This is a genomic window from Thiovibrio sp. Mzg5 (assembly GCF_055379285.1).
On record NZ_AP022872.1, the window covers coordinates 1,626,263 to 1,649,404 of the forward strand.

Consider the following 23,142-nt stretch of genomic DNA (forward strand, 5'->3'; position numbering starts at 1 on the left):
TAAAAAATAAGAGATTAACGCACAACGCAGGGCAAAAAACCTGCTCCGAGCCTATTCTCTTTTCCCTTCATTCTCCATGGTGCTTCCAGAACCCAACACTTCCTGAAAGGCTGCGGGAATCTCCGCAGCCAACTCGCTGGCCAGAAAACCAAAAGGGCGCCCTGCCCTGACAATCCGGTCTGCGGCCAGGCCATGGACATAGACCGCCAGACAGGAGGCCTCCCAGGGTGCCACGCCTTGGGCCAGCAGGCCGCCGAGGAGGCCGGTCAGCACATCACCCATGCCGCCCGCGGCCATGCCGGGGTTGCCAGTGGGGTTTATGGCCAACCGCCCATCCGGCGCGGCAATGACCGTGGCCGCTCCCTTCAAGACCAGATAGACGCCATACCGTTTGGCAAAATCCGCTGCCAGCGCCCGCCGATTGCCCTGGATTTCCAAGGTTGAAATCCCTGCCAAGCGCGACATTTCCCCGGGGTGAGGGGTCAAGACCCTGGGGCCGGCGGCGAGCACGGCAACCTCTCCGGCCAACAGATTGAGGCCATCGGCGTCAACCACCATGGGCTGCCGCAGCTCCCGATAGAGCTTGCGCACCACCTGCCCGGTTTCCTCCGCGGTTCCCAGACCAGGGCCAACGGCAACCGCCTCCTTGCCATGGGCCGCGGCCAACAGCTGCTCATAATCGGTATCGGAGAGAAAGTGCTGCGAAAAGGAGAGGACCTCGGTCATGGCCTCGGGCAACGCCCCCTGCACCACACCATTGACCGCCTTCGGCGCGGCGATGGTCACCAACCCTGCGCCGGACCGCAGGCCACCCAGGCCGCAGAGCACCGCCGCCCCCCCTTTGCCCGCCGATCCTGCCAGCGCCAACAGATGGCCGAAGGTTCCCTTATGGGAAGCCACGCCACGCTCCGGAATCAAACCCTTTACCCAGGCATGGTCCAACCACTCCACCGTAACCCCGATCCGCTCGACCACCTCCGCCGGGATGCCGATATCAATAACTTCCAGCAGCCCGACATACTCCTTGCCCGGCGGCTCAACCTGGGCAAACTTGGGCAACCCATAGGTGCAGGTGAGCCGGGCCCGGACACTGACGCCTTGGGGAATACCGGTGTCGCTGGCTAGCCCGGAGGGGATATCCACCGCCACCACCGGCACAGCGCTGGCATTGAGACATCGGATAACCGCGGCAAAGACCCCGGTTACCGGGCTGCGCAAGCCCGTGCCCAGAAGGGCGTCCACCAGAAGATCGCTCTCCGCCACCAAGCGCTCCACCCAGGAGAGCTCGTCTTCGGTAAGGCAGGTGTAGAGCGGCATGGCCAGTTGCTTGACCCGCTCGAGATTTCTCGCTGCATCCCCCTGCAATTTCTCCAGGTCCACCAGGCTCACCACCTGGGGCCGGGCGCCCTGCTCCAGAAGGAGCCTGGCGATCACCAAGCCATCGCCCCCGTTATTGCCGGGTCCGATAAAAATGACCACCTTCCGTTCGATAAGCGGCCCGAAATGGCGAACCATCGCCGCCACCGTGCCGCATCCCGCATTTTCCATCAACTCCAGGCCTGGGATGCCATATTCCGCACTGGTCAATCTGTCGCAGAGCAGCATCTGCTCGGCAGTGGCAATCTTCATCCCGCACCTCCCTCAAGGGCCCGGCGAACAACCCGGGCAAAATCGCCCATCACCACCGGCTTCATGATATACCCGGCAAGACCAAGCTCCCTGGCTTTACCGTCGGTCAACGCCTCGCTGAACCCGGTGCAGATAATGATCGGCATCCCTGGTTTCAGCGTGAAAATTTTCTGGGCCAGGGCGACGCCGGTCAAGCCGGGCATGGTCTGGTCGGTGACAACCAGATCAAAATCCTCCGGCCTGCTGCGAAACAGGGCATAGGCCTCGGTACTGTCCGAGACCGCCATCACCCGGTACCCGAGGTATTCGCTCATTTCCTTGAGCATTTTCAGGACATCTTCTTCGTCATCAACCAGCAGCATCCTTTCCGAACCACGCGGGATACCGGTATCCATGGCCTTGGACGATTGCCCGCCAGCATCGCAGCAGACCGGGAAATAGAGGGAAAAAGTTGTTCCCTGCCCTGGCTCACTGTACACGGAAAGGTATCCGCCATGCCCCTTGACGATTCCATGCACCAGGGCAAGACCGATGCCGGTGCCCTTGCCTTGCTCCTTGGTGGTGAAATAGGGTTCAAATATCCGCTCCTGCGTGGCCTTGTCCATGCCGCAACCGGTGTCGCTGACCACCAGGCGCAAATATTTCCCGGGCCGGCACTCCTGCCCGGCTAGGGTATCTCCCGGATTCAGCCCGATCTCCCGCAGGCTGACTTCCAACGTGCCTCCGCTCCCTTCCATGGCATGGGCCGCATTGGTGCACAGATTGATGAGAATCTGCTGGATCTGGATGGAATCGGCCATCACCCGTCCGCAATCCGTGGCAATATCCTCATGAAAGACAATGGTGGTGGGCAGGGTGGAACGCAGCATCCTCAGGCACTCCCCCAACACCGGCGGCAGCGCCATGCAAACCAGTTCCTGCCCTGTCTGGCGGCTAAAGGCAAGTATCCGGCGCACCAAATCTTTTGCCCGCAGCGCCGACTTCTTTACCTCCCCAAGATCATGCCGCAGGGTGTCGCCGGGAGGCAGCCGGGCCGCGACCAGATCGGTATAGCCGAGAATCGGAGTGAGCATGTTGTTGAAATCATGGGCTATCCCGCCAGCCAAGGTGCCAACAGCCTCCATCTTCTGGGACTGGCGCAGGGCGGCCATGAGCCGGTCGCGCTCTTCGCCGGCGCGCACCCCCTTGATGGCCTGGGCGCACGGCACGGCCACCCGAACCAGCAGATCAAGATCCTTTTCCGTATAATCACGCGCACCATTGGCCACGGCGATCTGGCCAACCAGTTGATCGGCCAATTGCACAGGCACGGCCAAGAACCGTTTCACAGCCAGATGCCCCTCGGGGCAGCCCAGGGCAACCGGATGGGCGCCTGGATCATTGGTATAAAACCCCTGTCCTTCATTGAGTGCTTGCCCACACAATCCGGGAAACCGGCCATCCGGACCGGGGGAAAACTCCAACCCCTGACCGCCGGTTTCCATCATCTCCGTAAAGGCCTGGCAGACCAAATGGCCGGTTTTGGCATCAACCGTGGCCACATAGCCATGCGGGCTGGCGGTGAGTTCCCTGGCGGCGCCAAGAATCGTCCGGGCAATATCGGACAGGCTCTGCCCCGAACCGACCAACTGCACGGCCAAATCGGCCAGGGTCTGCTTTACCGTAAGTTCGTGGGCCAGTTGCTCCTGCAGACCGTATTCCTCGGTCACATCCCGGAAAACCAGGACCACGCCAAGGCTCACGCCATCCCCCCCCAGAATCGGGGCAGCGCTGTCCGCCACTTGGTACTCCCGGCCATCACGGGCAATGAGCACCGTGTGGTTGCCCAAGCCGACTATCTTGCCGGTCTCAAGAACCCGGGCCACCGGATTTACGGACTTTTCCCCGGTTCCGGCATCGATAATGTCAAAAACCTCGTCCAGCTTTCGGCCAAGGGCCTCGGCCTGGGACCAGCCGGTCAACTGTTCGGCCACCACATTCATCCGGGTCACCCGCCCCCCGGTATCGGTGGCGATCACCGCATCGCCGATGGAACGCAGGGTGACCAAGGCATGCTCCCTTTCCCTGCGCACCTCTTCTTCCGCCGCCTTCCTGGCCGCGCGATCGGCCAGATATTTCTCGGCCAGGGCATCGAGGTCAGCAGCCAGCCGAGCATGCTCTCTGGGCCAGCGCCAGTTGAGTTGCGGCTTCTTTTTTCCGTCAAGAATCAAAGCCAGCCCGCCCATGAGTTGCCCATGCAGATGGCTGACATAATGGGCCATGGCCACCGCTACGCCGACAAGCAACACCACCAGAATCGAAACGATAAGGGCGAGATTCCTTTTGAATTGCTGCAACCAGACCTCGATGGCGCTTCTGTCCACCGGTTGCCCCACCCAGAGGCTGTGCTCCCCTCCTGCCTCGCTGATCAGCGGTAGCCAGGCGTGGGCCTCGCCGTGCATATCCTTCAGGATAACCGGCTTTCCATCCTGCACCGCCTGCCGCAACTGGGGGAAATCAACAAAGGCCCGACCCGGCCCTCGGCCATGCTGTTGCCGTTCATGACTCGCCGTGCCCAGATAGGAGCCATCCTGATTCACCAGATCATATTTTTCCAGCTTATTGATAAGGCGGTGGATATCCAGCACCAGCACCGCAATCCCGGAGGTTCCGTACTCCTCATTCTGGACCGGAACCCCAAAATGGGCGGTGAGCTGATGCAGTTGGCCTTCCTTCTCCGGAGTGGCAAGCCCTTGGATTTCGCCGACAAAGGTTGTCCCAGGCAAGAAAGCCTTTCCCTTCCCAGACACTTTTTCTGCCATCCTGTTCTCAGGCATACAGGAAACCAGCCCGAGTTCGCCGTTTTCCTGGCGGCTTACCCGGAACTGTTCCTGGCCCAACCCATCGAGAATCGACACCGAGAGAACCTCGGGCCGATTCCAGAACCAGCGCTTGGCGACCACGTCGGAAAGACGCTCCCGCAACTGGACAAGGGGAATCCCAGGCTCCGGGCGGCCCACCAAATCCACGGTCTCGGAGAGCATCCCGAAAACACGCAGGGTTTCCCTCCCCTGCTCCACCCTTCGTTGCAGGGCGATAAATTCTTCCTGCAACCGGGCAAGACGTTGCTCCTGAGCCGCCTGTTCAAGGGTGGCAATGAGCTTGGGGAGATTGAAAACAATGGAAGTGGTAAGGGGAAACAGCCCGATGATGAAAAAAGCCAGGAAGGTTATGGTCCTCAATCGCATGCGGAACGCTCACCCTGAAAATTGTTTTCACTTCACAAAAAACGGTGTGTACTGCGTCATTCTAGCACATCCTGGCAGGCGAACCAGTTTTTTCGCACATTTTTTCTCTGCCTTCGGCCACAAGGCAGACCCTACCCCTACGCCGACGGAAGATCAGCCAGAGGCCAAGCGGCGCAAGCGCTTCCAGCCAAGAAAGATATTGCGCATTGCACTGCCGATGGTATAGTACGGACCTTCTTTTATGCTGGAAATATGCTGAAAAAATATCGGCCCTCGTAGCTCAGGGGATAGAGCAACCGCCTCCTAAGCGGTAGGTCGTACGTTCAAGTCGTACCGAGGGCACCATCAACACCCTGATATTTCCCCAGTTAGCGCCACCGCCAAGCCCACAGGGGCGGGCGGCAATGTCAAGATTTCCCAAGACCATTTTTCCAGGAGATAACGCCATGCAAAGATTCCTCGTCCTTGTCAGTTTCGTCCTTCTCGCGGTCGGCTTGAGCGGTTGCGGCTACAACACCATCCAGCAGAACGACGAAGCCGTGATCGCGGCTTGGGGCGATGTGGAAGCCTCCTACCAGCGGCGGGCCGATCTCATCCCCAACCTCGTGGAAGCGGTCAAGGCTTACGCTGCCCATGAGAAAGAGACCCTCACCGCTGTTACCGAGGCGCGGGCCAAGGTCGGCACCATCCAGGCAGGGGCCGAAGTGGTCAACAACCCCCAGGCCTTTGCCAAGTTCCAGGAGGCGCAAAGCGGTCTTTCCTCCGCGCTCTCCCGGTTGATGGTGGTGGTGGAGAAATACCCCGACCTCAAGGCGAACCAGAACTTCCTTGATTTTCAACACCAGTTGGAAGGCACGGAAAACCGGATCAACGTGGCCCGGGTCCGTTACAACGAGGCGGTGCGGATCTTCAACACCTCCATCCGCACCTTCCCCAACAACCTGACCAACAACATGCTGCTCCAGCTGCCCCGCCGTGAGGCTTTCAAGGCGGAAGAGGGGGCGGCCAAGGCCCCGGCGGTAAAGTTCTAACCGATGCTGCCCAACATACTACAGGCACCATACCGTTTGACCAAGGGACTGGGGCTCGTCTGCCTGCTGACCCTCGGCCTTCTCTTTGCCGATGGCCCCAGCCCGGCCAGGGCGCTGGAGGTTCCGCAGTACCAGGGGTATGTCACCGATCTGGCCGGGATGATCTCTCCGGCTGAGCGGCAGAGGCTGGAACAGACGCTCCTGGCCTTTGAGCAATCCGACTCCACCCAGATCGCGGTGCTGACCATCCCCTCTTTGGAAGGCGACGCCCTGGAGGATTTCAGCATCCGCACGGTGGAGGCCTGGAAAATCGGGCAAAAGGGCAAGGACAACGGGGTGCTGCTTCTGGTCAGCAAGGGCGACCGCAAGGTCCGCATCGAGGTCGGCCGGGGGCTGGAAGGGGTACTGACCGACCTGCTTGCCGGGCGCATCGTGGATCAGGTCATAAGCCCGCGTTTCAAGGCGGGCCAACTTGACGAAGGCTTTGATGCCGGGGTTTCCGCGATCATCAGCGCTGCCAGGGGCGAATTTAAGGGGAGTGGCAGCTCCAGCCGGGGAGCGCGCGCCGGCCAATCCTCGCTGCTGCCCTATCTCATCTTCTTTGCCATCTTGGTCGGCTTTGTCGGACGGCTGAGCAAGCCGGTCGGCGCCCTGACCGGCGCGGTGCTCCTGCCCTTCTTCGCCTTTCTCGGCCTCTCTTCGCCCCTGGGTTGGCTGATGCTGCTCCTGCTCATCCCGGGTGGCGCCCTGTTGGGCCTTTTGCTCCCAATCCTCTTTGCCAATGCCGGCCATGGCGGCGGATTTTATATGGGGGGCGGCGGCTTCGGCGGCGGGAGCGGCGGAGACAGTGGTTTTGGCGGCTTTGGCGGCGGTGGTTTCGGAGGCGGCGGCGCCTCGGGGGGCTGGTAGATGACACAGGCAGAAACATTTTTCACCGAGGCGGAAAAACAGCAGATCGCCGCAACCATCGGTGAGGTGGAGAAAAAAACCTCCGGCGAGTTGGCCGCCATGGTGGTGACCGCCAGCGATACCTATCCCGAGGCAAGGCTTCTGGCAGGCCTGACCATCGGCGGCCTGGCCGCCCTGCTCATCACCGACTTTTTCCTGGCCGACAGCCTCGGCTACTTCGTGCCCCTTTTGCTCTGCGGCGTCATTGGGTTCGGCAGTCTGGCCAAAATCTCCCCCCCCCTGCTCCGGCTGTTCATCCCCGCCAGCCGGTTGGAAACCAGGGTGGCTGAGCGGGCGCTCCGCGCCTTTTACGAAAAGAAACTCCATACCACCCGCGACAACACCGGGGTGCTTTTTTTCATCTCCCTGCTTGAGCGCAAGGTCTGGATTTTGGCGGACTCGGGCATCTACCAGAAAATCTCCCAGGAAACCCTGATGACCCACGCCAATGAGATTGCCATTGGCATAAAACATGGGCAGGCCTGCAACGCCCTGTGCCGGAAGATTGAGGCGGTGGGCATTATCCTGGCCAACCATTTTCCCATCAAGGACGATGACACCAACGAGCTTTCCAACCAGGTGCTCACCGGCTAACTCCCCAGGCATGGCCAATCGGCCGGCTCGGCTTTTCATGACACGCGACACCGGCATCCTCGAGTGGGCTATCTTTTCAACCTCATCAGCTGAGACCGAGCCATGAACGCAGCCAAACCGACGGTCCTCTTTCTCTGCACCGGCAACTCCTGCCGCAGCCAGATGGCGGAAGGCTGGGGCAGACATCTCTATCCGGACCGGTACGAATTTTTCTCGGCCGGGATCGAAACACATGGACTCAACCCCTTGGCCGTAAAAGTCATGGCCGAGGCCGGGGTCGACATCCGCAGCCATCACTCCAAGCTACTCTCCGAACTGAAGACCACCACCTTTGACTATGTGATCACGGTCTGCGATGACGCCAACGAGCAATGCCCCTTATTTCCGGGCAAGGCGATCAAGCTCCACCACCAATTTCCCGACCCGCCCCGCCTTGCCAAAACCGCCACCAGCGAAGCGGAGGTCCTGGGCCATTACCGCACTGTCCGTGACGCCATCCGAGAATACCTGATCAATCTGCCCATTACCCTGGCCTCGCATCGGCCATAACCTGCCTGGCACCGAGGCTCTGGAGCCAGCCGGTAGGAGCCGGGAAAAACATAGCGCTTGCTTTCCCTGGCGACTCATGGTAAATATCGTAATTCATTGTGTTGCCTCTGCCTGTAATCGCTAAATCTACAAAAGCGCACCGCACAAAGCCTCCGGCGAGGAAGTGTGGTTTTTTTGTTTAGGGGGTGTTGGGCCGCCCCAGGCTGACTTTTTTCCCTGCACAGCAACCTTTCCCTCCCCGCACGCCCTTCAATAAGGAACACCGCACCATGACCACCTTTGCTGACCTTGGCATCCGTCCCGACATCATCTCCGGCCTCGAAGCCCTTGGCTTTACTTCGCCAACCCCGGTTCAGGAGCAGATCATCCCGATCCTCCTCAAAAAACCGGTGGATATTGTCGGCCTGGCCCAAACCGGCACCGGCAAGACCGCGGCCTTCGGCATCCCCCTGGTGCAACTCTGCGATCCAGACAGCCGCAAGACCCAGGCCCTGGTTCTCTGCCCGACTCGCGAACTCTGCATGCAGGTGGCCCGCGACCTCAATGCCTTTGCCAAGAATCTTCCCACCATCCGCGTCTGCGCCATTTACGGCGGCGCCAGCGTTGACAACCAGATCCGCTCCCTGCGCCAAGGGGCGCCGATCATCGTCGCCACCCCCGGCCGTCTGCACGATCTGATGCGCCGCCAGGTGATCGATCTGTCCGCCATCCGCTCGGTGGTGCTGGACGAAGCCGACGAAATGCTGCAGATGGGCTTCCAGGACGAGCTGAACGCCATCCTCGCCCAAACCCCGGACGACAAACACACCCTGCTCTTTTCCGCCACCATGCCGCAAAGCGTGGCCTCCATCTCCAGGAAATACATGAAAAACCCGCTGGAGATCACGGTGGGCACCCGCAATGCCGGCTCGGAAAACATCCAACACGTCTACTACATGGTCCACGCCAAGGACCGCTACCTGGCCCTGCGCCGGCTGGTGGACATGAACCCGGATATGTACGCCATCATCTTCTGCCGTACCCGTCAGGAGGTCAACGATGTCGCGGACAAACTCGGCAAGGACGGCTACAGCGCCGACCCCCTGCACGGCGAACTCTCCCAGAGCCAACGCGATTACGTGATGCAGCGTTTCCGCAGCAAGTCGGTGCAGCTGCTGGTGGCCACCGATGTGGCGGCCCGCGGCCTGGACGTCACCGACCTGACCCACGTGATCAACTACAACCTGCCCGACGACAGCGCCAACTACACCCACCGCAGCGGTCGCACCGGCCGGGCCGGCAAAACCGGCATCTCCATCTCCATTATCCATATGCGCGAACAGTTCCGCATCAAGGAGATCGAGAGCAAGATGAAAAGGCAGTTCGAACTGGGTAAGGTTCCTTCCGGCCACGAGGTCTGCAAAAAACAGCTGCTCCACAAGATCGAAACCATCAAAAACGTCGAGGTAAACCACGCTCAGCTGGCCCCCTTTATGGAGGCGATCACCGAGGCGTTGGCCGATCTCGACCGCGACGAGCTGATCCTGCGTTTTGTTTCCCAGGAGTTTGCCTCCGTTTTGACCCATTACCAGAATGCCCCGGACATCAACGTCACGGACAAGGGCCGCGGCCAGAACACCGATTACCAGCGTCCGGACAGCCGGTTTTCCAGGCAGGAGCGGCCGGAGAGCAAATTCGGCCGGCAGGATGATCGCGGCGAGCGGGTGAATTTCAGCCGGTTCTACCTCAATATCGGCGAAAAGGACGGCATCTCTCCCGCACGGCTCATCGGCCAGATCAATGACGCCAGCGGCTCGGCCTCCATCAAGGTCGGCCGCATCGAGATCTTGGACCACACCGCCATGCTGGAAGCAGACAGCCGCTTCGCCCAGAAAGTCCTTGAGGTGTTCCATGGCCTCAAGATCAACGGCCGGGACGTCGAAGTAAAAACCCTGGATGCCCCCAAGGGCCGCCCGGCAAAACCGGCGTATCCAGGGCGGAAAGGCGCAAAACCCTACAAATCCTCAGGCTCCTCGTACAAGCCCTCCAGCGCCAGCTCGTACAAGCCCTCAGCCTCAGCCAGGCCCGCAACCTCGGCAAAGCCATATTCTGCCACCAAGCCCTCCACTTCAGCCAAGCCGTATTCCTCGGCCAGGCCCTCAACCTCGACCCGACCGACCACCCCGGCCAGACCATCCGCCGGCGTTCCCCGGCGAGGCAAGAAGAAGCCCTACTCCGAATGAGCTTCGCCAAAAGCTAAACACGACGAACCCACCCAGATTGTAAATATTCACCAGTGCCGGAGATGCGCGGAAGAGGCTTGTTCGCTATACCTAAGTATGCGAACAGGCCGATGACAAAGCAGATTCGGTGCTGGGGAATGTTTACGGGATCGTGACAATATCCTGACCCTATTCTAACAATCCCGTGCTATCCTGTTGCTGTTGGCCCGATCAACTCCAATCGCAACGGGGATTGCCATGCACCATAAACGCCTGATCTGGCAGCTGTACCCAAGCCAGCTCCTCATCACCATCATCGCCCTCTTGGTCGCCGCCGGGTATGGGGCATATTCCCTCCGCGCCTTTCAGCTGGCCCAGACCGCCACCGGTCTTGAGGCGCGAGCCCATCTGGCGCAGGAATCCGTTCTGGCCCTGCTGGCCCGAAACGATCTGCCCGCACTGCAGACCTTTTGCACAACCGCCGGAAAGAATTCCGCCACCCGCCTGACCGTTATTGCCACCGACGGCAAGGTCCTGGCCGATTCAGATGAAGACCCAAGCCGCATGGAAAACCACGGCGACCGGCCGGAGATCATCGCCGCCTTTGCCAATCGACCCACCCCCTCTCTGCGCTTCAGCCACACCCTCCAGGAAAAGATGATGTATGTGGCAATTCCCCTGGAGCAGAAGGGCAAGATTCTGGCGGTACTGCGCACCGCGATCCCGGTCACCTTCATCGACCACGCGCTCCGAACCATCTTTTTAAAGATTGTTTGGGGCTGCCTGATTGTCGCTCTGCTCGTGGCTCTGGTCGCCTGGTTCATCGCCCAGCGCATCACCCGACCGCTGGAAGAGATGCGGCTGGGCGCCGAACGTTTTGCCAACGGCGCTTTCACCAGCAAGCTGCGGGAAGAAGGGGCCGAAGAGGTGGTGAGTCTGTCCCGAGCCATGAATGTCATGGCCGATCAGCTCGACGGCCGGATCAAGACCATTGCCCAACAGCACAGCCAGTTGCAGGCGGTTTTTTCCAGCATGGTCGAGGGGGTTATCACCGTGGACACCGAGGAGCGCATCCTCGATATAAACCAGGCCGGGGCCAGGCTGCTGCACATTACCCCCGAAAAGATCCGGGGGAAAAGCGCCCTGGTGGCGGTGCGCAACCTGGCCCTGCAACGCTTTATCAGTCAAGCCCTTGCTTCAGCCAAGCCCATCGAGGGGGAAATCGACCTGACCGACCGGGAGGGACAGGAAAAATACTTCTACGCCCACGGCACCCGATTTCAGGATGCCTCGGACCTGACCAGCGGCGCGATCATCGTCATCAACGATGTCACCAACCTCCGCAGGCTGGAGAACATGCGCCGCGACTTTGTGGCCAATGTTTCCCACGAGCTGAAAACCCCGATAACCTCCATCGAAGGCTTTGCCGAAACCCTACTGGACGGGGCGCTGGAAAGCCCGGAGGATGCCCGGAGGTTTGTGGAGATCATCGCCAAGCAATCAAAACGGCTGCACGCCATCATCGACGATCTCCTGGCCTTGTCCCGACTTGAACAGAATCAGGAACAGACCGCGCTGGTACTCACGGAAGAAAAAATCATCAACCCTCTGCGCAGGGCCATTGAAACCTGCGGGCTCAAGGCAGCCGAGAAAAAAATCAGCATCGAACTGGCAGCTCCGGATGACCTGACCGGTCCCCTCAACAGCCCCTTGCTCGAACAAGCGGTCACCAACCTCATCGTCAATGCGATCAAATACAGCGAGGAGGGCGGCCGGGTGTTGGTGCGGGGAAAACAGCGCGATGAAAAAACAATCGCCATCGAGGTCCAGGATTTCGGTACAGGGGTCGCAGCCCAGCACCTGCCGCGGTTGTTCGAGCGCTTCTACCGAAGCGATGCGGCCCGCAACCGCAAAGTCGGCGGCACCGGCCTGGGATTGGCCATTGTCAAACACATTGTCCAAGCGCATGGCGGCGAGGTGAGTGTCCAAAGCGAAGTCGGCAAAGGTACAACCTTCACCATCCTGCTTTATAAGGAGAACCAAGATGAAAACACCAATAAAACATGACAAACCCACCTTGAGCACCGCGCTGGAAAAGGCAGCCAAACATATCTGCACGGCCAGAAGCGGGCTGTGTCCCCATGTGGTCGAACAGTACCCCTGTCCCAGTGCCTGCACCCTGGACACCACCGCCTGGGAATGCTGGGCTCAGTACTTCCTCGATCAAGCGACCCCTTCCCGGTCCCGGAAAAACACCGCCTGAAGAAATCGCTCCGCCTTCCTGCTCTACCTCCCCTCCCGAATCAAATCATGTTGCGAACCTAATCTTACCCTGACAGAACCCCCTTATAACTCTAAGAAAAGAAGATGACGGCAGACCGCCGACAATCAACCAGGGGGTGCGATGGTGAGCAGACTTTCCTTTGCGGACATTTCCTTGACCCGGACAGGGACGGGGCAAGACCCCAGACCCACGGAACGCGAGTGCATCTCCCTGCTCGGTCTCGACCCCAACTCCCCGGCTAGCCTGCCTTTTTTCGGCGCCGACGCCACCACCGGCTGCGAAAATGAGCTGCAGGTGGCGGTATCCGGTAGCCGCGAGGCGGCGGATCTGCCCCGGGCCATTGAGCAATCGAGCTACTACGCCAACATCATCAAACGGGCCGACCGCGGCGATACCTCCCCCCGGGCCCGGCGAGATCTGGAGCGCTACCTCAGCGACAACGTGGAGCAGGTTTGGGAAAACAGCTGGGTGCGTTTCCCCCTCTCCTGCCTGCACCCCAACGCCCTGCACACCCTGGCTGCGGACCTCAAGGCCGACAAACAAGACCATACCCGCGGCGAACGCACCGACACCGCCCGCTTCTTTGTGGAGGAGGGAGGCGAACAGCATCTGCGCATCCCCATCAGCTATCTGCTCAAACTGGCCTTGGCCGATGTCCTCGGCCAAGGCGGCCGCCATGAAACAGTGCAAAAAACCGGGAGCCGGCTGCTCACCCATCTGTTGAGCGACAACACCTCGCCGGAAACCTTTTCCTTCCATGTCACCGGCATGCACCCACACACCGGCTATGGCAAAGCCCTGGCCAGGGAGACGGCCAAGCGCTTTCTCTTCACCCAGCTGCTGATCATGTATGCCAACGAAAAATTCGAGCTGATCCGGCGGGGGCAAAAAGCCATGCTCTTCTTCTCCCCGCATCCGCCGATGCGGCAGCGGGCTCTGAACGAATGCATTTCCGACGCCTTCTACCGCAAGCTGTTCATGAGCCCCTGCCTCTCCGGCTGGGACGAAGGCGAGGCCAAGCACCAGTACATGATCCTCTGCCACCAGGTCTTGAGCCGCAGCCACCTGAACGCGGTGATGAAGATGCGCGAGGCAGGCATCATCACCAACAATCTGGTGATGATGCCCCATACCTCCAACATCAGCCTGGCCAACAACGGCACCCATGTCAGCATGGGCAGCCGCAAGATGAACCGGTTGCTGCGCGACCCCGGCTCCGGCTTCACCCCCCGCCACGAGAAATGCATGGGCGATCTGGTGGCCAAGGTCATGGAGCACTTCCTGCCCCTGTTCGTCGGCACATACAGCGCCGCGCCCTACCGCCTGGCCTTCGAGGATTTCCACCCGGAACAGGCCCTGGGATTCCTCCCCCACCAACTGGATTACACCCACCTGCGCATGCTCTGGCGGCGCTGGCGGAAAAAGGCGAAAAACAAGTTTTGCGGCCAGGCCCTCACCCCGTTCGGCCCGCCGCTTATCGATCAGATCGTCGGAAAGGCCTGCCGCTGCAAGGGGGATTTCATCCCGGATTTCCGGCTCATCGATTACCCGGTGGCTCTGCTTTCCACGGAGCGGAGCGCCAGCCAGGACGGCAGGCTGCACAACGACCGCCGCCTCAAGGAAGACCTGGACATGATGGGGATTTTTGACAAACGGATGTCGGTCTACCTGCCCTACAAGCTGCGGGAATTCGAGGTCATGGGCTTCTCCGGCTTCGAGGCCCGCTACTATTCGCAATTTGAACAGTTTGCCGGCGACCTGGGCCGGGCCACCGATCTGCAGATGCTGCTCAACGCCCTGGCCTTCAAGTTCATCGCCGCGGGCAGCTGCAGCCATCAGCACATCCCCGACACCCCCTTTGTCGAAAGCGAGCGGCGCCAGATCATGTTCGGCACAGCCATCGGCATCCCCACCTTTTTCGTGCACAAGGAAACGCCCAACCGTTTTCTCCGCGGCATCCTGAAAAGAACCAAAAGCACCCGGACAAGCCACCGCTACCCCGGCTATCTGCGGGTGCTGCACCAAGAATACCGCCTGGCCCTGCTTGCAATCATCCGCGAAGAGGCGGCCGACCTGGTGGAGGCCTTCGGTTTTACCGACCTGCTGGCCGATCTGGAGCTGCGCCTGCGAGAGCCTGCCCGGCACGGGGCCTTGGGCCGCCTGACCACCGGGATTCTCGCCAAGGGAGGCGCCGATTCCCCCTACGACATGTCGGCCAGGGAGTTCAACCTGGCGGCGGAGCGCTATTACCGCGAGGACCTGCGGCAGGAGCAGATCAACGAAGGGTGGCAGTATGTGGTCGAAGACATCCAGGCCATGGCCGCGGGCGAGATTCCGCTTTCCCTTGAGATGCGCGATGAAGTGAATGCCATCCTTGGCCCGCAGGAGGTTGATGCCTTCCTCCGCCAGACCCAAGATGAACTGCGGGGCGATTCTCTTGCCCCGGCAAACGCGGCGCGGCTGCTGCAACTCATGGTCATTGCCGAGGACCTGGACAGCAAACGGCAGAAACAGACGCTCTAGGAGGTGCATCCATGCATCAGTATGTCGAACGGTTAAGCAACACGGTGATGACTGAAGAACTCTTCGGCGACCGAATCGTGCGCTTCCTCTACTCCCAGGCCAGGGAAAAGGCCCCGTTTCTCTTTCGCCTGGCGATCTCGGCCCGCATGTCGAGCCTGTTGGGCCTGTATCATTTCGACCTGGCGCTGGGGCCGCGGCTGAGCGGCAACACCCGCTTCCTGGCACGCTGCGGCGTCGATCTTACCGAATGCCTGGCCCTGCGGGCACATTTCACCACCCCGCGCAAAATCTTCGAGCGGCAGATCCGCTATTGGCAGTGCCGCCCCATGCCGCACCTGGACACCGCCGTGGTTTCCCCTGCCGACGCCCGGATGGCGCTGGGCGCCCTGCACCCCGATTCCCCGTTGTTTCTCAAGGACAAGTTCTTTGACTATCCCGAGCTGCTGGGTCCTGACCGCCGCCGCTGGCTTGAGACCTTCAGTCACGGCGACTACGCCGTCTTCCGTCTGACCCCGGACAAGTACCACTACAATCACACCCCGGTTTCCGGCCAAGTGGTGGACCACTATTGCCTGGGCGGCGTGTACCATTCCTGCAATCCCGGTGCGGTGGTGGAGGTGGTCACCCCGTATTCCAAGAACAAACGGGTGGTCACCATTATTGACACCGACGTGCCCGGCGGCACCGGGGTGGGACAGGTGGCCATGGTCGAGGTGGTGGCCATGATGATCGGCGACATTGTGCAATGCTACAGCGATACGGGCTATGACCATCCCTTGCCTATCCACCCCGGCATGTTCCTGAGCAAGGGACAGCCCAAAAGCCTCTACCGTCCGGGGAGCAGCACCGACATCCTGCTTTTCGAGAAAGGCCGGGTCCATTTTGCCGAGGATATCCTAACCAAAGGAAAGCGGACCGACGTGCACAGCCGCTTCAGTCTCGGTTTCGGGCGGCCCCTGGTGGAGGTCGAGGTTCAGGCGCGCTCCCTCATCGCCGTGGCTAAAAACTAACCAAAGGAGAAACGAGATGAGCAACTTCCTTTTCACCCTGATCCTGGGACTGGCGCTGCTTCCGCTACTGCTGTGGGCTTACATCGTTTTACCGCGGGAAAGGTGGCAAATCATCGCCGCGATTCCAACCAGGAAGGGAACGACGAACGGATACTGGCACGGCACCAATATCACCTATTACGGGGCGCTGCTGGCCAGCGGCTCCCTTTTCGGGGTGATGGCTTTTTTTCTGCTTCTGGCTGCCATGGGTATGCCCCTGTGGGGAATCATCGGTCTGGTTCTCGGGGTGATGGGCTGTTCGACGGCCGCGGCCAAGCTGCTCGCCATGGCCGTGGAAAAGAAACGCAACACCTTCACCGTGGGCGGCGCAGCCATTATCGGCCTGCTGAGCATGCCCCCGGCAGTGGCGGCATATAACGGCTTGGCCTGGCGGTGGGATGCGCCGCAGGTTTCCCTCCTCCCGGTGATGGCGGCCCTGGCGGTCGCCTATCTGCTGGGCGAGGGAATCGGCCGGCTCGCCTGCCTCAGCTTCGGCTGCTGCTATGGCAAACCCTTGTTCGAATTGGGACCGAAGACCCGCCGCTTCTTAGCCCCGCTGGCCGTCACCTTTCACGGTTCCACCAAGAAAATCTCCTACGCCTCCGGCCTCGCCGGGGTCGGGGTGGTGCCAATCCAAGCCATCACCTCGTTTCTTTCGGTGAACATCGGCTTGGTGGCCATGTATTTTTTTCTGGAGGGGGGGGTTCGCACGGCCTTCCTGCTCGCCGCTCTCTTCGCCCTTGGCTGGCGCATCGTGTCCGAGTACTTCCGCGCCGACTACCGGGGCGAAGGAAAATTTTCCGCGTACCAGCAAATGGCTCTGTTGGGGATGGGCTACTGCACGCTGCTGGCGCTGTATGGCGGCAACGGCGTTGCCAGCCAGACCAACCTGGGGGCAGGGCTTGCCTTACTCTGGAACCCGGCCGCCCTGCTCTTCTTTCAGGCTCTCTGGCTGTTACTTTTCATCTATACGGGATTCAGCACGGTGACCGGCGCCATGCTCGTCTTTCATGTGCGCGAGGAAAAGATCTAAAAACCAATTATGCCTCGCCGTTTCCCAGCCACTCCATGGTGGCCGAAACCACATCCTTCACCGAATAGGGTTTGGCAAAATAAGCGTTGGCGCCGAGCCCCATCCCCTTTTCAATATCCTCCGGAGCGCCGAGCGCGGAAAGCATGACCACCGGGGTGCCAGCCAGATCCCGGTCCGGGTGTGAGCGGATCAACTTGCAGACCTCATGCCCGTCTAGGCGGGGCAACATGATATCAAGCAACACCAGGGCTGGCCGCAGTTGCTCCACCAGGGCAAAAGCCGTCAAGCCGTCATGGGCGATGGCCACAGGCACGCTGTTTTTCCGCAACGAATAACAGAGCAGTTGGGCGATATCCTCATCATCCTCGACAACAAGCACCATGCCGGGTTCCTGCTGAATCCTGCTTTCGCTGTGTTGCATCGTGAGTGACCTCATCATCTTGTGTTGTTGCCGCTCATGCGGCTGTACCCTCTTCCTGAGAACCCTGCGACCGGATAGCCTCCCGCCGGTTACGGACAATGGCCGAGCCTTTTTCCTGCTTGGCCGCCCGTTTGACCCCGGAGGCGAGAAAGGCCAGCTCCGCGTATGAATTCACCGGGCATTCCTCGGTGCTGACGATGCCGATGGAAAGCGACAGCAGGGCAAACCTCCGCTGCTCTCCCTGCCGGTCCCGGGCATAATAATGCCCCTCCCGCACCTCCTGCTCGCCATGAAATTCCGGCAACAGATTCTGCAAGCCGTCGATGATCTGCCGACAGATCTGCTGCGAGGCATGGGGCCGGGTGATGACGATGAAATCATCCCCGCCGATGTGTCCGACAAAGCGGAAACGGTCGTTGACTCCGGGCTGGACGATATCGACGATAAGTTGGCCGATCCGTTGAATGACCAGGTCGCCCTTTTCAAAACCGTAATAGTCGTTGTAGGGCTTGAAGTCGTCGATATCGATGTAGCAGACGTCGAAATTGACCTTGCGTTGGAGAAAGGTAGCCACGGTCCGCTGGATGAATTCGTTGCCCGGCAGGCCGGACAGGGGGTTCGCCCCCTTGGCCAGCTGGATGCTTTTCTGGGTGATGGCCTCAAGCAGGGCGTTGATGGCCACGGTGCCGAGATATTTGCCGTTTCGGGCCACGCAGATATCGTCGTAGAGATGCCTGCCGCGGCGGGCCTTGATCCGCCGCACCACCTCTTCCATGGGCGTGGCCGCCTCCACCAGGAGAAAATCATCCCCCAGCACATCTTTGACCGCCCGGTGGGCGGAAAGGGCAAAGCCATAGCCATGGGGGCCGACCATCTGTTTTTCCAGAAAATGCATCCGGTTCAGCATGCCCAGCACCCGCTGCTCATCGACCACCGGGATGCCCTGCAGCTTGACGTCATCCATGAACCGCTGGTGGGCGGTCATCAGGGACTGCTGGGGAGAAAGCGGCTCAATGTACTTAACGGTGTCGCCGATGGTACAGGATTCTCCATGGGAGCCCGAACAATACGAAGCATCTTCCTGGACCACCAGCGGGGCGAGGCGCTGCCGGGAAAGATTCGGGCCGGGCCGTTCCAGCAGGTAGCCTTGGAGCAGATCGATATCGAACCGGGCCAGGGTCTCCAGCTCTTCGGGCCGCTCGATCCCCTCGGCGATCACGGTGATGCCGAGCTTGTGGCACACCGTGGCAATGGCGTCCACCAGGTTATGCTTGAAGGAATCCCGGTCGATGTTGGTGATGAAATGCCGGTCCACCTTGAGGTAATCCGGCTCGATGACCGAGAGCATCTTCAGCCCGCCGTAGCCCACGCCGAAATCATCGATGGCGATCTTGTAGCCCCGTTTCCGATAGTACTCCACTGATTTTTTAAAAAGATCATAGTTGCGGATTGCCTCCTGCTCGGTAATCTCCAGGATGATCCGCTCCTTGGCTATGCCGCATTCCTCGGCCAGCCGGTCGGTGGCGCCGCCCCGGTGATCGGGATGCATGAGGGTAGCCGGGCAGATATTCACATAGAGATAGGCGTTCCTCTCGGCAAAGCCCAGCTCCGCCGCGCGGCAGAAGGCATGCTCCCGGCAAATCATATCAAGGCTGGAAATAACGCCTTCGGCCTGGGCTCGTTGAAAAAGCTCCCCGATATCGAGGGGAGGAGTCCGTTTTTCGCGCAGTCTGGCCAAGGCCTCATACCCGAAGACCTCCCCGGTCTGCCGGGAAAACACAGGCTGAAACCAGGCGGTGAGGCCGTCGTTATCAAGCAGGTCCAGAATCTCTCCCCGTGAAATTCTGTTGGGCTGAAACCTTACGCGCTCTGCCTCTTTTTCCAACATAATGACCTCCGCTAACTGGCTCATGCGGCCACCAACCGGGGAAGAAGCTGTGCGGACTCTTCCTGCCATTGGCCCCCTTCCTCCACTGCGTCCTCTTGCCCGTTGATCAGAGTAATCAGCGATCCCGAGATGAGTCGCAGCTCCACCGCCTGCGTCCTCAATTCCGCCGCAGTTCTGGCCGCCTCTTCCGCCTCGGCGGAGGCAGCCAGGCTCACCGTGTCGATCTCGCCCATGGCCGCGCTCACCTGCCGGATTCCGATAACCTGCTCAGCGCTGGCCTGGGCGATGTTCTGCACCTCCTCATCCACCTTGGCAATACCCTGGTGGATCTCGACAAACGCTTTATCCAGACTTTCACACAGCACGCTGCCCTGCTTCACTTTCTCGATATTATTCTGAATAATATCTGAGGTTTCCTTGGCAGAAGTGGCCACATTATGGGCCAGTCTCCTGATTTCATCGGCAACCACGCCAAAACCTGCCCCGGCCTCTCCGGCCCTGGCTGCCTCCACCGCGGCGTTGAGCGCCAGCAGGTTGGTCTGAAAGGCGATGGCGTTGATGTTCTTGATGATCTTCATCACCTCGGCAGACTGGCCTTCTATCTCCTGCATGGCTTGCAGCATCATCGCCATCTGTGCCCCGCCTTCCTGCACCACCTGTTGCATATCTTTGGATAGAGCGCTGGCCTGCCGAGCGCTCTCGTTGTTGGCGTTGGTCTGGCCGAGGAGCTGTTCGATGGAGGCCCCGGTCTCTTCCACCCCAGCGGCCTGACGCCCCGCCCCTTCCGCCAGGCTCAGACTTGAGGCGGACAACTGGGTGGACTCCTCATAGACCTGCTCCACCACCCCCTGCAAGCGTTCCTTGATCTGCGTCATGGGCTGCATCACCTTGCGGCTAAGGTAGAAAAGGATGAAAAGGAAAACGCCGAACACGCCGAGTCCGGACCCGATGAAGGCGAGGAGAGAAAGGGTTTTCGCCTTCCGGGACAAGGCCTCATGGTCGGTTCCCACCGCGGCAATGGCCTCGCCGGTCCGTACTCCGGTCTGTTTGCCAATCTGCTCCGCCAATTTGCGGGTCATGGCGATGGCTTCCGTTCCCTTGTCGCCGGTGTACTGGTCAGCGGCCCGGATTCCTTCGATATAGCTGTCATGGAACTCCATCATGCCGCGGGCTGTTCCCATCTGTTTTTTGAAACCGTCATATTCCGCGGCGATTTTCTGCAACTGCTCAAGATTTGCGCCGTCGTGGGCAAAGGCGCGGTGGGCCGCACCCAACATGGCGGTGATCCGGACATCCCCCTTTTCCAGCTCCTGCTCATATTTCAGCCGCATGTCCTGAAACTGGCCGCGCACCAAAAAATTCTTCCATTGCAGCATCTGCCCCAGCAGAGCCGTCTGCAGCTCCCGGACCAGGAGCACATTGTCGATGCCATCCTCCCCGGAAACCCGGATGTTCTCGTTGGCCCGGCTCGCACCGGAAATGAGCTGCTCCTGGGTGTTTATGGAAATGGTGTACAGCACACTCATCCCAACACCTGCGGCCAGCATGATAAAGACAAAGAAAAAACCAAGCTTATTTTTCAAGTTCCACCGCACGATGTATCCCCCTTTACTGATTGAATGCCTTATGCACTTCTCTGCTGACCAAGCTGAATTCTCGTCATCCCGGCGGGGACAGAGCTGTCCGTTGCCATGCCTCCAGCCGCGAAGGAAAAAAGATAGGCGGGGCAGACGATGTGTCTGCCGCTTTGGCAATACCTTTCCAGCTCATGCAGGCTGGGGACGTAGGGCGTATTCTTGGCGGAGCAGCTGGCCACGGACCAGATGTTTGTGCCGTGGCTGTAATGCAGAAGATGTTTGCAGGACATGGCGGTAACCTCCCTTTGCGGTTGTGGTGATTGTGTTTCCTTTGGGAGCAAACTACCGCCCCTGTGTTAGGGGATGATTATGGGTTGGTTATTTTTCTGCTCAAAAAAACACCCCCCTGCCGATGTTCTGACAGGGGGGCCAAGGGAGTGAGAGGTACTGCCTGTTGCTCATTCGAGTTGGGCAAGGGTGTCCTGCCGGTGGGAGGAAGACAGGACACCCTTGCCCGCATCAGGGAAGAGCTGAAACCCTTTAGAATTTATAATTTACGTCAAACTGGTAGAGATCAACACTATCCACCTTATTGTCGGCCGAATAATACGCCTCTTCCTGCTCATAGCTCAACCAGGTGATATCCGCGGACCAGTTCTTGGTGAAATCGTACCCAGCCTGCACCCGGTGGCCTTTTTTATTGGTCTTGGACATGCCGAGACCGTCGCCGAAATCGGAATCACCCAGATAGCCGTACATGGAATCCGCTTCCACCACCGAGTAGGCATAGCCCAAGCGGACCTTGTCGAGCTTGGCATCGAGCCCTATCACCCAACCGAGGTCGGCGTCACCCGGTTTTTTGGGAAAACCCTTGGCCTGGCTCTCGCCGATATCGCCGTCCGCGCCAAAATTCTGCCAGATATGGCCGTACAAAGAGAGCTTGGCGCTGGCCACCGGAAAGGAGATCTTGCCGTAAAGATCGCCGATCTCCAAGGCATACTGTGCCGGGTCGATATTGTTGAGCGAGGTATTGGCCTTGTCGTTGATGAAGGATTGGTCATATTTGCTGTAACCGGCAGCCACGGTATAGGCCACATCGCCAACCTTGCCCCGGTAACCGGCCTGCCCCATGTACAGCATGGCGGAGTTGTCGTCGTTCACCAGCTTCGCGTTGTAGCCGCCCAGGGTGGCGAAAATCCCTTCCTTACCGCCGTACTGACCTGTCAGACCGGCCAGCCGCACGTCGCCGTCCCACAGTACCCAGGATGTCTCGTAGGGGTTGAGCTGCTGGCCCAGGATCACGTTGAAATCCTGAATCTTATGTTTGGCATAGGCATAGTCCAGCCGGATATCGCCGGTTTCAAAGGGCTTGACCTCGCTCCAGGTATCGTTGGTGCTGGTCGGGTCATCGCTGCCAGAAGCCAAGCCCGCGCCGACCTGCCAGTCCTCACCCTTGTTGTCCCAGACGCCGCCGACCCGGAAACGGGTCCGCCAACGGTCCCGCGCCACATCGGCGGTGTTGGCCTGGGTATAATATTCCTTGTCCTGCCGCTCGTAACGGGCCCGCAGGTCGCCTTTCAAGGTCAGTTGATCGATAAACTCGTTGGCCAACGCCACCTTGCTGCCGCTGCCCCCTTTTTTCTTGACCTCTTCCTCGACCTTTACCGAGACCTTTTTATCCACCATGGCCCCGAGGGCGTCGATGTGCTCCTGCTGGGAGGCAACCTTGTTGCGCAGGTACTCAAGTTCCTTCAGAATCTGCTCGTCGCTCAGGCCCCCTCCCGCCAAGGCCGCGGCGGGCAGGGTCAGGCAAATTCCCAGTGTTGCTGCCGCTGATAATACCTTTCTCATCTGTTTCTCCTTTCTCCGTAAGGTTTATTAAAGATTGCCCCCAACCAAGAAAACGGCGGGAAGCAAAGGTTCGACCATGGTTCTGGGCCGAAATGTTACGGAGAGACTACCGGGCAAATATTAGAGGGCGGTCATCCTTAGATTAAAAGCCGGTTAAAAGAAGGTTAGGAACACGGAGATGAGGATTTGATTTTGGGATGGTTCATCTTCTGTTCATCTCCTAATGAAACCCTAATAAAATTCTAACAATCAGGGGCCATAGTGGGGTCCAGATGTACCGAGCATGTCACACACCGGCATAAGCCATTCTGTAACCCCACTTAAGGAGAGACACCAT

Annotated in this window: 17 protein-coding genes and 1 tRNA gene; 11 read left to right on the forward strand and 7 right to left on the reverse strand. The window is 59.7% G+C overall.

Annotated elements, in window-relative coordinates; all coding sequences use genetic code 11:
• Nucleotides 1-51: 51 nt before the first annotated feature.
• Nucleotides 52-1,629: an NAD(P)H-hydrate dehydratase gene (locus ACZ46D_RS07320; RefSeq protein ID WP_464926802.1), complete on the reverse strand. Its 1,578-nt coding sequence runs from the start codon at nucleotides 1,627-1,629 to the stop codon at nucleotides 52-54.
• Entirely contained in the window at nucleotides 1,626-4,856 is a 3,231-nt protein-coding gene (locus tag ACZ46D_RS07325; RefSeq protein ID WP_464926803.1) for an ATP-binding protein, read from the reverse strand. The genes ACZ46D_RS07320 and ACZ46D_RS07325 overlap by 4 nt, the downstream gene beginning before the upstream one ends.
• A 269-nt stretch (nucleotides 4,857-5,125) precedes the next feature.
• Here ACZ46D_RS07325 and ACZ46D_RS07330 point away from each other — a divergent pair.
• From ACZ46D_RS07330 to ACZ46D_RS07380, 11 genes are all read left to right on the forward strand, one after another.
• Nucleotides 5,126-5,201, forward strand: a tRNA-Arg gene (locus tag ACZ46D_RS07330).
• Between the two features lie 101 nt (nucleotides 5,202-5,302).
• Nucleotides 5,303-5,887, forward strand: a complete 585-nt coding sequence (locus tag ACZ46D_RS07335; protein ID WP_464926804.1) for a LemA family protein — start codon at nucleotides 5,303-5,305, stop codon at nucleotides 5,885-5,887.
• A 3-nt stretch (nucleotides 5,888-5,890) separates the two neighbouring features.
• Nucleotides 5,891-6,796: a TPM domain-containing protein gene (locus ACZ46D_RS07340; RefSeq protein ID WP_464926805.1), complete on the forward strand. Its 906-nt coding sequence runs from the start codon at nucleotides 5,891-5,893 to the stop codon at nucleotides 6,794-6,796.
• Nucleotides 6,797-7,429 carry a TPM domain-containing protein gene (locus ACZ46D_RS07345; RefSeq protein WP_464926806.1) on the forward strand — a complete coding sequence of 211 codons (633 nt, stop codon included), beginning with the start codon at nucleotides 6,797-6,799 and terminating at the stop codon, nucleotides 7,427-7,429.
• 102 nt (nucleotides 7,430-7,531) lie between these two features.
• Complete coding sequence (locus tag ACZ46D_RS07350) at nucleotides 7,532-7,978, forward strand: arsenate reductase ArsC (RefSeq protein WP_464926807.1); 447 nt, start codon at nucleotides 7,532-7,534, stop codon at nucleotides 7,976-7,978.
• Between the two features lie 269 nt (nucleotides 7,979-8,247).
• Nucleotides 8,248-10,200, forward strand: a complete 1,953-nt coding sequence (locus ACZ46D_RS07355; RefSeq protein WP_464926808.1) for a DEAD/DEAH box helicase — start codon at nucleotides 8,248-8,250, stop codon at nucleotides 10,198-10,200.
• 237 nt (nucleotides 10,201-10,437) lie between these two features.
• Nucleotides 10,438-12,246, forward strand: a complete 1,809-nt coding sequence (locus tag ACZ46D_RS07360; protein ID WP_464926809.1) for a sensor histidine kinase — start codon at nucleotides 10,438-10,440, stop codon at nucleotides 12,244-12,246.
• Nucleotides 12,224-12,442, forward strand: coding sequence for a hypothetical protein (locus ACZ46D_RS07365; RefSeq protein WP_464926810.1), 219 nt, complete (start codon nucleotides 12,224-12,226; stop codon nucleotides 12,440-12,442). The genes ACZ46D_RS07360 and ACZ46D_RS07365 overlap by 23 nt, the downstream gene beginning before the upstream one ends.
• Before the next feature lie 141 nt (nucleotides 12,443-12,583).
• Nucleotides 12,584-14,986 carry a hypothetical protein gene (locus ACZ46D_RS07370; RefSeq protein WP_464926811.1) on the forward strand — a complete coding sequence of 801 codons (2,403 nt, stop codon included), beginning with the start codon at nucleotides 12,584-12,586 and terminating at the stop codon, nucleotides 14,984-14,986.
• A gap of 11 nt (nucleotides 14,987-14,997) precedes the next feature.
• Nucleotides 14,998-15,996 carry a phosphatidylserine decarboxylase gene (locus ACZ46D_RS07375; protein ID WP_464926812.1) on the forward strand — a complete coding sequence of 333 codons (999 nt, stop codon included), beginning with the start codon at nucleotides 14,998-15,000 and terminating at the stop codon, nucleotides 15,994-15,996.
• A 16-nt stretch (nucleotides 15,997-16,012) separates the two neighbouring features.
• Nucleotides 16,013-17,068 carry a prolipoprotein diacylglyceryl transferase gene (locus ACZ46D_RS07380; RefSeq protein WP_464926813.1) on the forward strand — a complete coding sequence of 352 codons (1,056 nt, stop codon included), beginning with the start codon at nucleotides 16,013-16,015 and terminating at the stop codon, nucleotides 17,066-17,068.
• Nucleotides 17,069-17,075: 7 nt separating this feature from the next.
• Here ACZ46D_RS07380 and ACZ46D_RS07385 read toward each other — a convergent pair whose 3' ends face one another.
• The 5 genes from ACZ46D_RS07385 to ACZ46D_RS07405 form a co-directional block, all read right to left on the reverse strand.
• Entirely contained in the window at nucleotides 17,076-17,489 is a 414-nt protein-coding gene (locus ACZ46D_RS07385; protein ID WP_464926814.1) for a response regulator transcription factor, read from the reverse strand.
• A 34-nt stretch (nucleotides 17,490-17,523) separates the two neighbouring features.
• Nucleotides 17,524-19,401: a bifunctional diguanylate cyclase/phosphodiesterase gene (locus ACZ46D_RS07390; protein WP_464926815.1), complete on the reverse strand. Its 1,878-nt coding sequence runs from the start codon at nucleotides 19,399-19,401 to the stop codon at nucleotides 17,524-17,526.
• Nucleotides 19,398-20,972 (reverse strand): methyl-accepting chemotaxis protein, encoded by a 1,575-nt coding sequence (locus ACZ46D_RS07395; RefSeq protein WP_464926816.1) that lies wholly within the window; start codon nucleotides 20,970-20,972, stop codon nucleotides 19,398-19,400. Before ACZ46D_RS07395 ends, ACZ46D_RS07390 begins: the two co-directional genes overlap by 4 nt.
• A gap of 29 nt (nucleotides 20,973-21,001) precedes the next feature.
• On the reverse strand, nucleotides 21,002-21,244 hold the full coding sequence (locus ACZ46D_RS07400; protein ID WP_464926817.1) for a hypothetical protein: 243 nt from the start codon (nucleotides 21,242-21,244) through the stop codon (nucleotides 21,002-21,004).
• 250 nt (nucleotides 21,245-21,494) lie between these two features.
• Nucleotides 21,495-22,805: a putative porin gene (locus ACZ46D_RS07405; protein WP_464926818.1), complete on the reverse strand. Its 1,311-nt coding sequence runs from the start codon at nucleotides 22,803-22,805 to the stop codon at nucleotides 21,495-21,497.
• Nucleotides 22,806-23,142: the final 337 nt, after the last annotated feature.

Excerpts from the sequence above, each read along its gene's own strand:
- ACZ46D_RS07320 (WP_464926802.1), bottom strand. The coding sequence starts at position 1,629 with ATGAAGATTGCCACTGCCGAGCAGATGCTGCTCTGCGACAGATTGACC.
- ACZ46D_RS07325 (WP_464926803.1), bottom strand. The coding sequence starts at position 4,856 with ATGCGATTGAGGACCATAACCTTCCTGGCTTTTTTCATCATCGGGCTG.
- ACZ46D_RS07335 (WP_464926804.1), top strand. The coding sequence starts at position 5,303 with ATGCAAAGATTCCTCGTCCTTGTCAGTTTCGTCCTTCTCGCGGTCGGC.
- ACZ46D_RS07340 (WP_464926805.1), top strand. The coding sequence starts at position 5,891 with ATGCTGCCCAACATACTACAGGCACCATACCGTTTGACCAAGGGACTG.
- ACZ46D_RS07345 (WP_464926806.1), top strand. The coding sequence starts at position 6,797 with ATGACACAGGCAGAAACATTTTTCACCGAGGCGGAAAAACAGCAGATC.
- ACZ46D_RS07350 (WP_464926807.1), top strand. The coding sequence starts at position 7,532 with ATGAACGCAGCCAAACCGACGGTCCTCTTTCTCTGCACCGGCAACTCC.
- ACZ46D_RS07355 (WP_464926808.1), top strand. The coding sequence starts at position 8,248 with ATGACCACCTTTGCTGACCTTGGCATCCGTCCCGACATCATCTCCGGC.
- ACZ46D_RS07360 (WP_464926809.1), top strand. The coding sequence starts at position 10,438 with ATGCACCATAAACGCCTGATCTGGCAGCTGTACCCAAGCCAGCTCCTC.
- ACZ46D_RS07365 (WP_464926810.1), top strand. The coding sequence starts at position 12,224 with ATGAAAACACCAATAAAACATGACAAACCCACCTTGAGCACCGCGCTG.
- ACZ46D_RS07370 (WP_464926811.1), top strand. The coding sequence starts at position 12,584 with ATGGTGAGCAGACTTTCCTTTGCGGACATTTCCTTGACCCGGACAGGG.
- ACZ46D_RS07375 (WP_464926812.1), top strand. The coding sequence starts at position 14,998 with ATGCATCAGTATGTCGAACGGTTAAGCAACACGGTGATGACTGAAGAA.
- ACZ46D_RS07380 (WP_464926813.1), top strand. The coding sequence starts at position 16,013 with ATGAGCAACTTCCTTTTCACCCTGATCCTGGGACTGGCGCTGCTTCCG.
- ACZ46D_RS07385 (WP_464926814.1), bottom strand. The coding sequence starts at position 17,489 with ATGCAACACAGCGAAAGCAGGATTCAGCAGGAACCCGGCATGGTGCTT.
- ACZ46D_RS07390 (WP_464926815.1), bottom strand. The coding sequence starts at position 19,401 with ATGAGCCAGTTAGCGGAGGTCATTATGTTGGAAAAAGAGGCAGAGCGC.
- ACZ46D_RS07400 (WP_464926817.1), bottom strand. The coding sequence starts at position 21,244 with ATGTCCTGCAAACATCTTCTGCATTACAGCCACGGCACAAACATCTGG.
- ACZ46D_RS07405 (WP_464926818.1), bottom strand. The coding sequence starts at position 22,805 with ATGAGAAAGGTATTATCAGCGGCAGCAACACTGGGAATTTGCCTGACC.